The sequence below is a fragment of the Pseudomonas sp. W2Oct36 genome (assembly GCF_041060465.1).
GTDB classification, from domain to species: domain Bacteria; phylum Pseudomonadota; class Gammaproteobacteria; order Pseudomonadales; family Pseudomonadaceae; genus Aquipseudomonas; species Aquipseudomonas graminis_B.
The window spans coordinates 62,990-77,431 of record NZ_JAUERW010000022.1; the positions used below are offsets into that span (position 1 = coordinate 62,990).

Annotated in this window: 14 protein-coding genes; 8 read left to right on the top strand and 6 right to left on the bottom strand. The window is 59.7% G+C overall.

Features of this window, described 5'->3' with window-relative positions; genetic code table 11:
* Positions 1-7 precede the first annotated feature (7 nt).
* Genes nuoI through nuoN form a run of 6 tightly spaced genes read left to right on the top strand, consistent with a single transcriptional unit; the run spans position 8 to position 6,276 of the window.
* Complete coding sequence (gene nuoI, locus QWI18_RS22520) at positions 8-556, top strand: NADH-quinone oxidoreductase subunit NuoI (protein ID WP_065989118.1); 549 nt, start codon at positions 8-10, stop codon at positions 554-556.
* A gap of 9 nt (positions 557-565) precedes the next feature.
* Positions 566-1,066, top strand: a complete 501-nt coding sequence (gene nuoJ, locus QWI18_RS22525) for an NADH-quinone oxidoreductase subunit J (protein ID WP_037008804.1) — start codon at positions 566-568, stop codon at positions 1,064-1,066.
* Positions 1,067-1,070: 4 nt separating this feature from the next.
* Complete coding sequence (nuoK, locus tag QWI18_RS22530) at positions 1,071-1,382, top strand: NADH-quinone oxidoreductase subunit NuoK (protein WP_065989117.1); 312 nt, start codon at positions 1,071-1,073, stop codon at positions 1,380-1,382.
* Positions 1,379-3,226: an NADH-quinone oxidoreductase subunit L gene (gene nuoL / locus QWI18_RS22535; RefSeq protein WP_369319904.1), complete on the top strand. Its 1,848-nt coding sequence runs from the start codon at positions 1,379-1,381 to the stop codon at positions 3,224-3,226. Before nuoK ends, nuoL begins: the two co-directional genes overlap by 4 nt.
* Before the next feature lie 52 nt (positions 3,227-3,278).
* Positions 3,279-4,811, top strand: coding sequence for an NADH-quinone oxidoreductase subunit M (nuoM, locus tag QWI18_RS22540; protein ID WP_065989114.1), 1,533 nt, complete (start codon positions 3,279-3,281; stop codon positions 4,809-4,811).
* Positions 4,812-4,818: 7 nt separating this feature from the next.
* Positions 4,819-6,276: an NADH-quinone oxidoreductase subunit NuoN gene (gene nuoN, locus QWI18_RS22545; protein WP_074892029.1), complete on the top strand. Its 1,458-nt coding sequence runs from the start codon at positions 4,819-4,821 to the stop codon at positions 6,274-6,276.
* Positions 6,277-6,959: 683 nt separating this feature from the next.
* Here nuoN and QWI18_RS22550 read toward each other — a convergent pair.
* From QWI18_RS22550 to QWI18_RS22575, 6 genes are all read right to left on the bottom strand, one after another.
* Complete coding sequence (locus QWI18_RS22550; protein WP_192136167.1) at positions 6,960-8,024, bottom strand: AI-2E family transporter; 1,065 nt, start codon at positions 8,022-8,024, stop codon at positions 6,960-6,962.
* 141 nt (positions 8,025-8,165) lie between these two features.
* On the bottom strand, positions 8,166-9,845 hold the full coding sequence (locus QWI18_RS22555; protein WP_192136165.1) for a methyl-accepting chemotaxis protein: 1,680 nt from the start codon (positions 9,843-9,845) through the stop codon (positions 8,166-8,168).
* 82 nt (positions 9,846-9,927) lie between these two features.
* Positions 9,928-11,286 carry an ATP-binding protein gene (locus tag QWI18_RS22560; RefSeq protein ID WP_369319905.1) on the bottom strand — a complete coding sequence of 453 codons (1,359 nt, stop codon included), beginning with the start codon at positions 11,284-11,286 and terminating at the stop codon, positions 9,928-9,930.
* On the bottom strand, positions 11,283-11,951 hold the full coding sequence (locus tag QWI18_RS22565) for a response regulator transcription factor (RefSeq protein ID WP_065989106.1): 669 nt from the start codon (positions 11,949-11,951) through the stop codon (positions 11,283-11,285). Before QWI18_RS22565 ends, QWI18_RS22560 begins: the two co-directional genes overlap by 4 nt.
* Positions 11,951-12,280 carry a PepSY domain-containing protein gene (locus QWI18_RS22570; protein WP_065989104.1) on the bottom strand — a complete coding sequence of 110 codons (330 nt, stop codon included), beginning with the start codon at positions 12,278-12,280 and terminating at the stop codon, positions 11,951-11,953. Before QWI18_RS22570 ends, QWI18_RS22565 begins: the two co-directional genes overlap by 1 nt.
* The gene (locus QWI18_RS22575) at positions 12,280-12,588 is read right to left on the bottom strand and encodes a PepSY domain-containing protein (protein WP_065989102.1); all 309 of its coding nucleotides are present in this window, start codon (positions 12,586-12,588) and stop codon (positions 12,280-12,282) included. The genes QWI18_RS22570 and QWI18_RS22575 overlap by 1 nt, the downstream gene beginning before the upstream one ends.
* A gap of 162 nt (positions 12,589-12,750) precedes the next feature.
* On the opposite strand from QWI18_RS22575, the gene QWI18_RS22580 reads away from it, so the two are divergent.
* Both QWI18_RS22580 and queD read left to right on the top strand, forming a co-directional pair.
* A complete protein-coding gene (locus QWI18_RS22580; protein WP_192136159.1) occupies positions 12,751-13,833 on the top strand; it encodes a patatin-like phospholipase family protein in 1,083 nt (360 codons plus the stop codon).
* Positions 13,834-13,937: 104 nt separating this feature from the next.
* Positions 13,938-14,294, top strand: a complete 357-nt coding sequence (gene queD, locus QWI18_RS22585; RefSeq protein WP_074893670.1) for a 6-carboxytetrahydropterin synthase QueD — start codon at positions 13,938-13,940, stop codon at positions 14,292-14,294.
* Positions 14,295-14,442: the final 148 nt, after the last annotated feature.

The following is a 14,442-nucleotide window of genomic DNA, read 5'->3' on the forward strand; positions in this document are numbered from 1 at the left end:
TTGACCCATGTTCAAATATATTGGCGACATCGTTAAGGGTACGGGTACCCAGCTGCGCAGCCTGATCATGGTCTTCGGCCATGGCTTCCGTAAGCGTGACACCCTGCAATATCCGGAAGAGCAGGTCTATCTGCCGCCACGTTACCGTGGCCGCATCGTCCTGACCCGCGACCCCGACGGCGAAGAGCGCTGCGTGGCCTGCAACCTGTGCGCCGTAGCATGCCCGGTGGGTTGCATCTCGCTGCAGAAGGCCGAGAGCGACGACGGTCGTTGGTACCCGGAGTTCTTCCGCATCAATTTCTCGCGTTGCATCTTCTGCGGCATGTGTGAGGAAGCTTGCCCGACCACCGCGATCCAGCTGACACCGGATTTCGAGATGGCCGAGTTCAAACGTCAGGATCTGGTGTACGAGAAGGAAGATCTGCTGATCTCCGGCCCCGGCAAGAACCCTGATTACAACTTCTACCGCGTTGCGGGGATGGCCATCGCCGGCAAGCCGAAAGGCGATGCACAGAACGAAGCCCAGCCCATCAACGTCAAGAGCTTGCTGCCTTAAGGAAGAAAGATGGAATTCGCTTTCTATTTCGCATCCGGCATCGCTGTGGTGGCCACCCTCCGGGTGATCACCAACACGAACCCGGTGCACGCCCTGCTCTACCTGATCATTTCGCTGATCGCCGTGGCCATGACCTTCTTCAGCCTCGGCGCGCCGTTCGCCGGTGCCCTTGAAGTCATCGCCTATGCTGGCGCCATCATGGTGCTGTTCGTCTTCGTGGTGATGATGCTGAACCTGGGCCCGGCCTCGGTTCAACAAGAACGCGCCTGGCTCAAACCCGGCATCTGGCTCGGCCCGATTCTGCTGGGCGGCCTGCTGTTGGCGGAGTTGATCTACGTGCTGTTTGCCAACTCCACCGGCGCCTCCATCGGTCACACCACGGTGGACGCCAAAGCCGTCGGCATCAGCCTGTTTGGCCCTTACCTGCTGGTTGTCGAACTCGCCTCGATGCTGCTGCTTGCGGCAGCCGTGACGGCGTTCCATGTCGGCCGTAACGAGGCGAAGGAGTAAAGCCATGAACTCAGCAATCCCTCTGGAACATGGTCTGGCGGTCGCCGGCATCCTGTTCTGCCTCGGCCTGGCGGGCCTGTTGGTACGCCGCAACATTCTGTTCGTGTTGATGAGCCTGGAAATCATGATGAACGCAGCCGCGCTGGCCTTTGTCGTCGCGGGCAGCCGCTGGGCACAGCCTGACGGCCAGATCATGTTCATTCTGGTGATCAGCCTTGCCGCAGCCGAGGCCAGTATTGGCCTGGCGATCCTGCTGCAACTGTATCGCCGCTTCCACACGCTCGATATCGACGCTGCCAGCGAGATGCGCGGATGAACCTACTCTTTCTGACTTTCGTATTCCCCCTGATCGGTTTCCTGCTGCTGTCGTTCTCGCGCGGCAAATGGTCGGAAAACCTCTCAGCCCTGATCGGCGTGGGTTCCATTGGCCTGTCGGCCATCGTTGCCGCGTACGTGATCTGGCAATTCAACGTCTCACCACCGGACGGCGGTCAACTGACCATGGTGCTGTGGCGGTGGATGTCGGTGGACGGCTTCGAGCCCAACTTCGCCCTGTATGTCGATGGCCTGTCCATCACCATGCTCGGTGTGGTGGTCGGCGTCGGCTTCCTGATTCACCTGTTCGCCTCGTGGTACATGCGCGGTGAAGACGGTTATTCGCGCTTCTTCGCCTACACCAACCTGTTCATTGCCAGCATGTTGTTCCTGATCCTGGGCGACAACCTGCTGTTCATCTACTTCGGTTGGGAAGGCGTGGGCCTGTGCTCGTACCTGTTGATCGGTTTCTATTACAGCAACCGCAACAACGGCAACGCCGCACTAAAAGCCTTCATCGTGACCCGCATCGGCGACGTGTTCATGGCCATCGGCCTGTTCATTCTGTTCCAACAACTGGGCACGCTGAACATTCAGGAATTGCTGGTTCGTGCGCCACAGCACTTCAAGGTCGGTGATTTCTGGATCGTGCTGGCCACGCTGATGCTGCTGGGCGGTGCGGTCGGTAAATCCGCGCAACTGCCGCTGCAAACCTGGCTGGCAGACGCAATGGCCGGTCCTACCCCGGTGTCGGCACTGATCCACGCCGCGACCATGGTAACCGCAGGCGTTTACCTGATCGCACGGACCCACGGCCTGTTCATCCTCGCTCCGGACATCCTGCATCTGGTCGGGATTGTCGGCGGCGTGACCCTGGTACTGGCGGGTTTCGCCGCACTGGTGCAGACCGACATCAAACGTATCCTCGCCTACTCGACCATGAGCCAGATTGGCTACATGTTCCTGGCGTTGGGCGTGGGCGCCTGGGACGGCGCGATTTTCCACCTGATGACCCACGCCTTCTTCAAGGCGCTGCTGTTCCTCGCGTCCGGTGCGGTGATCGTTGCCTGCCACCACGAGCAGAACATCTTCAAGATGGGCGGCCTGTGGAAGAAACTGCCTCTGGCCTACGCCAGCTTCATCGTCGGCGGCGCGGCGTTGTCGGCCTTGCCACTGGTCACTGCGGGCTTCTACTCCAAGGACGAAATTCTCTGGGAAGCCTTCGCCAGCGGCCATGACTATCTGCTTTACGCAGGTCTGCTTGGTGCGTTCATGACCTCGCTTTACACCTTCCGCCTGATCTTCATCGCCTTTCACGGCGAAGCGAAGACCGAAGCCCACGCCGGCCACGGGATTTCCCACTGGTTACCGCTGGGTGTGCTGATCGTGCTGTCGACGTTCATCGGCGCCTGGATTCATCCGCCACTGGCCGGCGTGCTGCCGGAAAGCGCGGGGCATGCGGGCGGCGAAGCCAAGCACAGTCTGGAAATCGCCTCGGGCGCCATCGCTCTGGCCGGTATTCTGCTGGCGGCGGTGCTGTTCCTTGGCAAGCGTCGTCTGGCCACTGCCATCGCCAACAGCGGTCCGGGTCGTTTCCTGTCGGCATGGTGGTTTGCGGCGTGGGGCTTCGACTGGGTATACGACGTGCTGTTCGTCAAACCTTACCTGGCAATCAGTCGCCTCCTGCGTGCCGACCCGCTCGACCACACAATCGGCCTGATTCCGCGCCTGGTCAAAGCCGGCAACGGCTTGATGACCCGCACCGAAACCGGTCAGCTCCGTTGGTACGCCGCTTCGATCGCCGCAGGTGCCGTACTGGTACTCGGCGCGATTGTGCTGGTCTGATGAGTCGATTTGACATGAACCTTGCGACTTTGCGAAAGGAATTGAGCCCGTCATGATTCTGCCTTGGCTAATCCTGATCCCCTTCATCGGCGGCCTGCTGTGCTGGCAAGGTGAGCGCTTCGGCCCTACCCTGCCGCGCTGGATTGCGCTGTTGACCATGTCTCTCGAGACGATTCTGGGCCTGTGGGTCTGGAGCACCGGTACGTTTACCTATGCTCCCGCTCCGGGCGCCGATCCGACCTGGGCCCTTGAATTCAAGCTTCAGTGGATCCAGCGCTTCGGCATCAGCGTGCACCTGGCCCTCGACGGCCTGTCCCTGCTGATGATTCTGCTGACCGGCCTGCTGGGTATACTCTCGGTACTCTGCTCGTGGAAAGAGATTCAACGTAACGTCGGCTTCTTCCACCTGAACCTGATGTGGATCCTGGGCGGCGTGGTTGGCGTGTTCCTCGCCATCGACCTGTTCATGTTCTTCTTCTTCTGGGAAATGATGCTGGTGCCGATGTACTTCCTCATCGCGCTCTGGGGTCACAGCTCGGCAGATGGCAAGAAGACCCGGATCTACGCAGCGACCAAGTTCTTCATCTTCACTCAGGCCAGCGGCCTGATCATGTTGGTGGCGATCCTGGGTCTGGTGCTGGTGCACTTCAACCAGACCGGCGTGATCACCTTCGGTTACGCGGACCTGTTGAAAACCAAGCTGTCTCACGGCACCGAATACATCCTGATGCTGGGCTTTTTCATCGCTTTCGCGGTGAAGCTGCCGATCGTGCCGCTGCACTCCTGGTTGCCTGACGCTCACGCCCAGGCGCCGACCGCCGGTTCCGTGGACCTGGCGGGCATCCTGTTGAAGACCGCTGCGTATGGTCTGCTGCGTTTTGCCCTGCCACTGTTCCCGAATGCTTCGGCCGAGTTCGCACCAATCGCGATGGTGCTGGGCCTGATCGGTATCTTCTACGGTGCCTTCCTGGCCTTCGCCCAGACCGACATCAAGCGCCTGATCGCGTTTTCCAGCGTTTCCCACATGGGCTTCGTGCTGATCGGCATTTACTCCGGCAGCCAGCAGGCGTTGCAAGGCGTCGTCGTTCAGATGCTCGCTCACGGTCTGTCGGCTGCCGCGCTGTTTATCCTCAGCGGCCAGTTGTACGAGCGTCTGCACACCCGCGACATGCGTGAAATGGGTGGTCTCTGGAACAAGATCGCGTACCTGCCGGCGATCAGCCTGTTCTTCGCTGCGGCGTCGCTGGGCCTGCCAGGGACCGGTAACTTCGTCGGTGAATTCCTGATCCTGATCGGCAGCTTTGTCAGCTCGCCATGGATCACCGCCATCGCCACCTCCGGCCTGGTGTTTGGCTCTGTCTACTCGCTGATCATGATCCACCGTGCGTACTTCGGCCCGGCCAAATCCGACGCGGTCTATAAAGGCATGGACGGCCGGGAATTGATCATGGTGCTGGGTCTGGCGGTGTTGTTGATTCTGCTGGGCGTGTACCCGCAACCGATCCTCGACACCTCCTCGGCGACCATGCATGGCGTGCAGCAATGGCTCGGCACCGCCTTCACTCAACTCGCTTCGGCCCGGTAAGAGCGCTATGGACCTGACGATTCAACACTTTATTGCGCTGGCGCCGCTGCTGATTACCAGCATCACCATTGTGGTGGTGATGCTGGGCATCGCATGGCGTCGCAATCACTCGCAATCATTCCTGCTGACGGTAGCGGGACTCAACCTGGCTTTGCTGTCCATCTACCCGGCGCTGAAAGTTGCGCCGCTGGTGGTCACGCCATTGCTGCAAATCGACAGCTTCGCCTGCCTCTACATGGGCATCATCCTGGTGTCCACGCTGGCTTGCGTCACGCTGGCTCACGCCTACCTGGGTGAAGGCAAGGCGGGCTATCCGGGTAACCGCGAAGAACTTTACCTGCTGATCCTGATGGCTGCGGCCGGTGGCCTGGTGCTGGTCGCCGCGCAACACCTGGCGAGCCTGTTCATCGGTCTGGAACTGCTGTCGGTGCCGGTCTACGGTCTAGTGGCCTACGCCTTCTTCAACAAGCGTTCGCTGGAAGGCGGCATCAAGTACATGGTGCTGTCAGCCGCCGGCTCGGCTTTCTTGCTGTTCGGTATGGCGCTGCTGTATGCCGAATCCGGCAGCCTGGGTTTCAGCGAAATCGGCAAGGCCATCGCGGCCACCGGTATGCCAAGCCCGATCGCCAGCCTGGGTCTGGGCATGATGCTAGTGGGTCTGGGCTTCAAGCTGTCGCTGGTGCCGTTCCACTTGTGGACACCGGACGTGTACGAAGGCGCCCCTGCCCCGGTGGCGGCTTTCCTTGCCACGGCCAGTAAGGTCGCGGTGTTCGGCGTGCTGGTCCGCCTGTTCCAGATCTCCCCGGCGGCCACCAGTGGTGTGCTGACCGACGTGATGTCGGTCATTGCCGTGGCGTCGATCCTGGTCGGTAACCTGCTGGCCCTGACGCAGAACAACCTCAAGCGTCTGCTGGGCTATTCGTCGATTGCGCACTTCGGTTACCTGATGATCGCGATGGTGGCGAGCAAAGGCATGGCGGTCGAGGCGATCAACGTTTATCTGGTCACCTACGTGCTGACCAGCCTGGGCGCGTTCGGCGTGGTCACGTTGATGTCGTCACCGTACAGCGGCCGCGATGCCGATGCGATGTTCGAATACCGCGGCCTGTTCTGGCGTCGTCCGTACCTGACGGCGGTGCTGACCGTGATGATGCTGTCGCTGGCCGGTATCCCGCTGACGACTGGCTTCATCGGCAAGTTCTACATCATCGCGACGGGCGTCGAAGCGCACCTGTGGTGGCTGACCGGTTCGCTGGTCGTGGGCAGCGCCATTGGTGTCTTCTATTACCTGCGGGTGATGGTGACGCTGTATCTGCAGGACTCGAAGATCCAGCGCCACGACGCCCCGTTCAACTGGGCACAGCGTGCAGGTGGCGTGATGCTGTTGGGGATTACGCTGCTGGCGTTCTTCTTGGGCGTGTACCCGCAACCGCTGCTGACCCTGGTGGGCCATGCGGGTTTGTGATTATTGAGTGATGCACAAAAAACCCTGCTTTCGAGCAGGGTTTTTTATGGCTTTGGCTTTAGTACTTTGGAAGAGCCGAGGATCAAGAGCGTCGGCCTAACGGCCTCGGTTTCGCCTTCGGCGAGTTACTTTTAAAAAGCACTAAAAGTAACCAAAAGTGCCTGCTCTCGGTTTGGCCCTCCTTCGTCGGGTTCCCTCACTCCGACGACGCTCCGTGGGCCTGCACCCAAGTCGCGATGGATGTCGTCTGGACTGGCTTTGTATGAAGATCAAGATCAACAGCTTCCCGGCTAAAGCCGGTCCTACTGACCGTGCGCGAATACCTGTAGGACTGGCTTTAGCCGGGAAGCCCTTGATCTGCTTTAGATGTGCTTTTGATCTTCACACGCAAAAGGCTCAAACACCGCCAATCGCGACTTGGGTGCAGGCTGAACGGAGGTCTCGCGCAGTGGGCCGAGCCGCATGGATGCGGCGAGAGCGCCGTCAGGACATGGATGTCCGTTCGGCGCGGGCCCACGGAGCGAGACCGGAGTGAAGGAACCCGACGAAGTCGGGCCCAACCAGGAGCAAGCACCCTTGGTTACTTGGGGATGGTGCGACTTTCGACTTTTCCAAGTAACTCGCCGAAGGCGAAACAGTCTGCCCTTAGGCAGACGCTTTAGATCTTGATCTTAAAACACACGCTAACCAGGCAATCGAACGGTTTTCTTGTCGCCGGTAAACAACGCCCACGTCGACATAAACAACGCCGCCACCATCGGCCCGATCACGAACCCGTTCAGCCCGAACACCGCCATACCGCCCAGCGTCGAAATCAGAATCAGATAATCGGGCATCCGCGTATCCTTGCCCACCAGGATCGGACGCAACACGTTATCCACCAGCCCGATCACAAACACCCCAAACAGCCCCAACACCACACCCTGCCAGATCATCCCGCTGAGCAGGAAATACAGCGCAACCGGCGCCCAGACAATCCCCGCCCCCACCGCCGGCAGCAGCGACAGAAACGCCATCATCACCGCCCACAGCAAAGCGCTCGGGATATCCAGTGCCCAGAAAATAAACCCGCCCAACGCGCCTTGCGTCACGGCCACGACAATATTGCCCTTCACCGTTGCACGCACAACACGCGTGAATTTCAACTGCAATCGGCGTTTCTGAGGCTCGGCCAACGGAATCGCGATGCGGATCTTGCGGGTAAGGTCCTGTCCGTCACGCAGGAAAAAGAACAGCAGGTAGAGCATGATGAAAAAACTGACCACGAAATCGAACGTACCCTGCCCGAAGCTGAACGCCTGGGTCGCCAGGTAATTGCTGCCCTGCATCGCGCTTTTGGCAATCTTGTCGCGCAGCCCGTTGAAATCTCCCATGCCCAGACGATCAAGCCAATGCTGCACATAAGGCGGCAGCAGCACTTTGAATTCAGCCAGGTACTTGGCGATGTCGAGCTGACCACTTTCCACATTCTTGTAGAGCGTCGCCCCCTCCTGAACCATCAACGCCGCAATGACGATGACCGGCAGAATCGCGATGACCAGACAGATCATCAGCGTACAAAGGGACGTCAGGTTGCGCTGCCAGCCGAAGCGGGCCAACAGACGGCGTTGCAGCGGCGCGAAGATGATCCCGAGGATCACCGCCCAGAACACCGCGCCGTAGAACGGCAGCAGAATCCAGATAAACGCGATGGTGACCAGTATCAATAACAGCAGGAGGGTTTTCTTTTGCAGCGCGGTTTCGTTCATGTTTCTTCCATGTCATTACACCGCGCCAAGCACACGGCCTGATGCTTAGTCAGTCAATCGCCGCAGGAGTGCCGCGCCTGAAGTGCACGGTCAGTGGAGGAAGCGCTGACAGCGGGCCCCGAGCGAGGCCCGCCGCCCCGTTTAGATTCTGAACTGCCGAACCAACTGGCCGAGTCGTTGGTTAAGCGCCGTGAGGTTACGTGACGTGGAGGCGCTGTGGCGGGTTTCATCGGCCACGCTTTCGACCGCCACGGCGATCTGGTGGACGCTGCGATTGATCTCTTCCGCCACGGCCGTCTGCTCTTCTGCAGCGCTGGCAATCTGCGCGTTCATCGCGTTGATAGTGCCGATCAGTTGACCGATGGTGTCCAGCGACGCGCCGGCTTCGTTGGCGCGAGCGGAAGTCCCGTCGCCCGCCTCGCTCGAACGTTTCATGGCCTGCACCGCGCCGTGGGTGCCCTGCTGCAAACGGTCGATCATGCCTTGAATTTCCTGAGTGCTTTGCTGCGTGCGGCTGGCCAACGCACGCACCTCATCCGCTACCACTGCGAACCCGCGACCCGCTTCCCCGGCACGCGCGGCTTCGATCGCGGCGTTGAGCGCCAGGAGATTGGTCTGATCGGCGATGGAACGAATCACCCCGAGCACGCCGACGATGGACGACACGTCATTCTGCAGGCTGTCCAGTGACGTACCGCTGTCGCGGATGTCGTTCACCAACGCGTGAATCTGCTGAATGCTGCCGTCGACCACTCGCTTGGCGGCCTGACCCTCGGCATCGGTTTGCTGCGCAGCCACCGAGGCACCCTGCGCGCTCTTCGCGACTTCCTGGGCCGCGGCCGACATCTGATTAATCGCCGTAGCCACCTGATCGGTCTCGTGACGCTGACGCTCCATGGCCTGCTCGGAACGCTGCGCCTGATCGGTCACTTCACCCACAAGCCCGGTCAATTGAGAGGTCATTTCGGCGATCTGCCGGACCAGCCCGTGAATCTTGTCGACGAAGCGGTTGAACGAACCCGCCAGATCGCCAAGTTCGTCCTGGGAGGTCACCGCCAGACGCCGGGTCAGATCACCCTCACCGGCGGCGATGTCATCGAGGTTGGCTTTCATCAGGCGCAGGGGCCGCAGGATACCGCCCGCGATCCAGAAACCCGCCGCCGCGATGATCACCAGTACCAGCAGCGTGATGCCGATGATGCTGACAAGCATGCTCTGCCGGCGCTCGGCGACATTCTTCTGCAGCTCCATGACTTTGGCATCGATGTTGTCCAGGTTGATCGACGACCCGAACGCCATGTCCCACTTCGGCAGGTATTCGGTATACCCCAGTTTGGGCACCAGTTCGCTCGAACCGGGCAGCGCCGAGGAATATTCCAGGTAATGAGTACCTGCTTTCGCGACGTCAACGAGACCAGCATTGACGAAAACACCGTTCGGATCGCGGGCGTCTTTGAAGCTCTTGCCGATGCCGTCCGGACTATTGCCCTTGAACAGCCGCACCGCCTGAGAATCGTAACCGAAGAAGTATCCGTCCTTGGCGTAGTTGACCTGAGAGAGCATTTTGATGACTTGCGCGCGGGCCTCCATGTCACCCGGGGCCGAGGCGTCATACAGCGGTTTGATGGTGCCCAGCGCGACAGCCACGTAACTTTGTAACGTGGCTTTGGCCTCCGCGAGCAGGTGCTGGCGGGTTTCCTCGACTTCGCGCTTGCCCTGTTCACGCAACATGATGACGGTGCTGGCGCTGATGATCAGTGCGAACACCAATACCGGGAGCACCGCGAGCGAAAGTACTTTGGCTTTGAGATTTAGCCGCATAGCAGTCATGACCCTTTGTTTTTGTGCGTTGAGCCGTTGGGGTTCCTTTACGGTTAACGGCCCGGCGCGCAAAAAGTTGAGGTCATGAAGATTGACGTGCGCTTTCGCTCCCCGGCAGTTGCGGGCTGATTCGCTCGGGCAAATCGATGCGCACTTGCAACCCGCCCATGGGGCTGTCCAGCAACTGAATGCGCCCGCCCCACGCCTCGACGATGTCCTTGACGATGCCGAGTCCCAGACCGTGGCCGGTCACTTGCTCGTCCAGGCGATTGCCACGGCCGATGACGTCATCGCGATGCTCCACGGGGATGCCCGGGCCATCGTCGTCGATCAGCAGGCAGTAGCCGTCAGCGTGCTTGGCAATGGTCAAGCTGACCTGGCTGTCGGCCCACTTGCAGGCGTTGTCCATGATGTTGCCGAGCAATTCGAGGATGTCCTCACGGTCCCACGGCAGAAACAGACCCGCACCGATTTCACTGCTGAGCTCAAGGTGCTCGCCATGAATCATCCGCAAGGTGGAGAACAGCCCGGGAATCTCCGCAGCGCAATCAAATCGCGCGCCCGGCAAGGCATCGCCTGACAACCGCGCACGATTAAGCTCACGCTCAAGACGCTGCTGAATGTGCTGCAATTGATCGCGCAGGGTGTCGCGCACATGCGGGTGGCCGGCCAGCTTGTCGCCTTCGGCCAGGCTCATCAGGACCGCGAGCGGCGTCTTCAGCGCGAGGCCCAGGTTGCCAAGGGCATTGCGAGAACGTTTGAGACTATCCTCGGTATGGGCCAGCAGATGATTGATCTGCGCGACCAGCGGCTCAAGCTCCACCGGCACTCGCTCATCGAGCTGCGAGCGCTGCCCTTGTTGCAACTGGAAAATCTGTTCTCTGGCCCTTTCCAGCGGGCGCAGGGCGCGGCGAACGGTGACGCGTTGCAACACAAGAATCAAAACCAGAGCCATCAAACCCAACCCGAGACCGATACGCTGGACCAGCGCGAAACTGTCCCGCACCGGCGTGTAGTCCTGAGCGACGGTGATGGAGATGGTCTGGCCGAACTTGCGGTAATCGGTGTGCAGCAACAACAGCGATTGATCGGTCTTTTCCAGGGCAAGATCGGCATGCAGTCCGGGCTGCCCGGGATGCGGCAACTCCAGATCCCACAACGAGCGCGACCGCCAATGGCCCTGGTCGAAATCAATCCGGAAATAATGGCCGGAATAAGGTCGTTGGTAGCCGGGCGACAGCCGATGCTCGTCAAGCTGCAAGCCGTCCGGACCGCGAACCAGTGCCACCAGCAGCAGTTCGCTTTCATTGCGCAGGCCAGACTCGAGGTATCGCTGCAAGCCCACTTCAAACAGCCACAGGCTGATCTGCGCCAAGACCAACCCGACAATCAACAGCACGCTGATCAGGCCCAGACTCAGCCGTCGCTGAATGGACCTCACTCGCCCGTCCCGGCAAAACGATAGCCCTGCCCACGCCGCGTCTCGACAACGGCGCGGCCAAGCTTGCGACGCAAATGATTGACATGGACCTCGATGACGTTCGAGTCCCGTTCGTTCTCCCCATCATAAAGGTGCTCTGCCAAGTGGCTCTTGGAGAGTATCTGCCCGGGGTGCAGCATGAAATAACGGAGCAGGCGAAATTCCGCCGCCGTCAGTTGAATGTCCTCCTCACCGCGACTGACGCACTGGCGCCCCTCGTCCAGGTGCAGGCCTGCGGCTTCGAGTTTCGGTTGGTTGGCCAGACCTCGGACACGGCGAAGCAGCGCCTGGATGCGCAACTGCAGTTCCTCGGGATGGAAGGGTTTGGTCAGGTAGTCGTCGGCGCCGGCCTTGAGGCCCTCGATACGCTCGGCCCAAGAGGCCCGCGCGGTCAGAATGAGGACAGGCGTGGACAGCCCGCCGGAGCGCCATTTCTGCAGGACCTCAAGCCCCGGAACCCCCGGCAGACCGAGGTCAAGCACGATCAGGTCGTAGGGCTCGGTGGCACCTTGATGAATGGCGTCGCGGCCGTCGGTCAGCCAGTCGATCGCGTAGCCTTGCCGGCCCAGCGTACTGATGAGCTCGTCCGCCAAAGGAACGTGGTCCTCAACCAATAACAAACGCATCAATCGTCTTCCTTGTCTTGCAACAGGCGGCTGTCACCGGCATCGAATTTCAGCTCGCGCACCACATGATCGGCAGTGAGAAGCTCAATCTCATACACCAACACGCCGTGTTTTTCCTCAAGTTCGGCCTCAAGCAACTTAGAGCCGGGGTAACGCCCCAATGCCTGATCAATGAACTGCTCAAGCGGCAGAATCACGCCTTTCCTTCGCAGCTCAAGCACCTCGTCCTGATTCAGGTCCCGAGCCAGGCACTCCAGGCTCGAGGTGACCGCACATACGGCCACCAGACAGTAAACGAAACGCTTGGCGGGACGCTTACTGGCGATCATCAGGCGTCCTGGTGATCTTTGAGAATCTGCCCGCTGACGGCGTCCACTTCAACGTCCCACTCCACACCTTGCGCATCGCGCAGTTCGATCTGGTAAACGTACTTGCCATATTCCTGTTCCAGCTCGGTATCAGTAATGGTGGATTTAGGGTGCTTGGCCAAGGCGACAGCGTTGAGTTTTTCAAAGGACTGAATAGTACCTGCATCGCGCAGTTTCAGCGCCTCATCAGGACCTAAATCCCGGGCCTGGACATAACCGGCTGTGACAGTGAGTGCAGTGGCAGCGATAAAGGCAGTCAGGATTTTCATGGTGGATCTCCGTAGGGGTCTGGTTGTTTACGGAACCCACCATAAACGGGCGAACTTAATTGAAGCTGAATTTATCTGGCTACGTGCCACTACCCGTCGAGCCTCCAGTGGATGAAAGCGGGACCCACGATATACTTCGCCCCTGTCCAACCCGGAGGGGCCATGAGCAACATTCACATCAAATACCCGGCATTGACTATCAAGGCCGGCAGGCGTGCGATGACGCGGATCAGGGAGCAAGGCCTATCGCCGATAGATGTCGGCATCATCCCTGGCGCCGCGGGTGGTCCGAAAGCATTGGGCATTCAGGGCCTGGATCTGGCGCTGTTCGGTGAATGGCTGCCCCGGGCTCAACGGGAGCGATCGTTGATTGGCGCCTCTATCGGTTCGTGGCGATTTGCTAGCGCCTGCCTGCCGGACCCGGTTGCAGGTATCCGGCGACTTGGCCACCTGTACAACGAGCAGAGTTTCGCCAAAGGCGTGACGATGGCACAGGTCACCCGAAGCTGCGTGACGATGCTTGATGCGCTTTTGCAGGCGAATGATGCACACGTTCTGGCGAATGCTCATTACCGTCTCAACGTGATGATCGTCAGAAGCCGTGGCTTGCTTGCCCGGGATCATCGCGCAGGGTTAAGCCTGGGGCTAGGGGCTGTCGTCGCTGATAACCTGATCGGGCGCGCACGCCTGTCGCGACATTTCGAACGACTGGTCATGCACGACCCACGCCTCGTCCCTCCCCTGCTGCCATTGACTGACTTCCCATCGTGTTGCTTGCCGCTGGACACTCTGAACCTGCGCCAGGCATTGCTGGCGTCTGGCTCCATTCCGATGGTCATGGAGGGCGTTGGAGAGATACCCGGTGTCGGCGCAGGGATGTTCCGCGACGGCGGCCTGCTCGACTACCATCTGGACCTTCCGTACAGCGGAAGCGACATTGTGCTGTATCCGCACTTCACCGACAAAATCATTCCGGGTTGGTTTGACAAGGCACTGCCATGGCGCAGAGGCGACCAGACTCGGCTTCAAGACGTGGTGCTGCTGGCTCCCTCACACGCGTACCTGGCTACGCTGCCCTACCGCAAGCTGCCTGATAGAAGCGATTTCAAACGGTTCGTCGGGAGGGATGCAGATCGGCAACGGTACTGGCGCACTGCAATGGAAAGCAGCCAGCGGCTGGGGGATGAGTTTCTGGAGCTCGTAGACACGGGCCGTCTCGCCGAACGGCTGGAGCCTCTGGTTTAACCACGTGGTCAGGTTCAGCCTGTCACTCGCCAAACCATTGCTGATAAACTCGCAGCTTGCATTTATCGCGCAGGCGATCGCCACTTCTCAAGGCTTATATCACCGTGGAAATTTTTAAAGAATTTACGTTCGAGTCCGCTCACCGGCTCCCTCACGTGCCGGACGGACACAAGTGCGGACGTCTGCACGGTCACTCGTTCCGTGTAGCGATCTATCTGCAGGGCGAACCGGATCCGCATACCGGCTGGATTCGCGATTTCTCCGAGATCAAGACAATCTTCAAGCCTCTGTACGAGCGCCTGGACCATAACTACCTGAATGACATCCCCGGCCTCGAAAATCCGACCAGTGAAGTGCTGGTGAAGTGGATTTGGAAAGAGCTTAAGCCGCTGCTGCCAGAGTTGTCCGCTATACGGATTCACGAAACCTGTACTAGCGGTTGCGTCTATCGTGGTGACTGATCAGCGTTGGAAATGGAGACCACCCTACGGGGTGGTTTTTTTTGCTCTATTCTTTTATCGCGCGCAAAAACAAAACCCCATCTGCTTTCGCAAATGGGGTTCTGGAATTTAATCTTGACGATGACCTACTCTCACATGGGGAAACCCC

Bases quoted from the DNA above. Each gene is read 5' to 3' on its own strand.
- QWI18_RS22570 (WP_065989104.1), bottom strand. From the start codon at position 12,280: ATGATCGCCAGTAAGCGTCCCGCCAAGCGTTTCGTTTACTGTCTGGTG.
- nuoK (WP_065989117.1), top strand. From the start codon at position 1,071: ATGAACTCAGCAATCCCTCTGGAACATGGTCTGGCGGTCGCCGGCATC.
- nuoJ (WP_037008804.1), top strand. From the start codon at position 566: ATGGAATTCGCTTTCTATTTCGCATCCGGCATCGCTGTGGTGGCCACC.
- nuoL (WP_369319904.1), top strand. From the start codon at position 1,379: ATGAACCTACTCTTTCTGACTTTCGTATTCCCCCTGATCGGTTTCCTG.
- QWI18_RS22580 (WP_192136159.1), top strand. From the start codon at position 12,751: ATGAGCAACATTCACATCAAATACCCGGCATTGACTATCAAGGCCGGC.
- QWI18_RS22550 (WP_192136167.1), bottom strand. From the start codon at position 8,024: ATGAACGAAACCGCGCTGCAAAAGAAAACCCTCCTGCTGTTATTGATA.
- QWI18_RS22575 (WP_065989102.1), bottom strand. From the start codon at position 12,588: ATGAAAATCCTGACTGCCTTTATCGCTGCCACTGCACTCACTGTCACA.
- nuoN (WP_074892029.1), top strand. From the start codon at position 4,819: ATGGACCTGACGATTCAACACTTTATTGCGCTGGCGCCGCTGCTGATT.
- QWI18_RS22555 (WP_192136165.1), bottom strand. From the start codon at position 9,845: ATGCGGCTAAATCTCAAAGCCAAAGTACTTTCGCTCGCGGTGCTCCCG.
- QWI18_RS22565 (WP_065989106.1), bottom strand. From the start codon at position 11,951: ATGCGTTTGTTATTGGTTGAGGACCACGTTCCTTTGGCGGACGAGCTC.
- nuoI (WP_065989118.1), top strand. From the start codon at position 8: ATGTTCAAATATATTGGCGACATCGTTAAGGGTACGGGTACCCAGCTG.
- nuoM (WP_065989114.1), top strand. From the start codon at position 3,279: ATGATTCTGCCTTGGCTAATCCTGATCCCCTTCATCGGCGGCCTGCTG.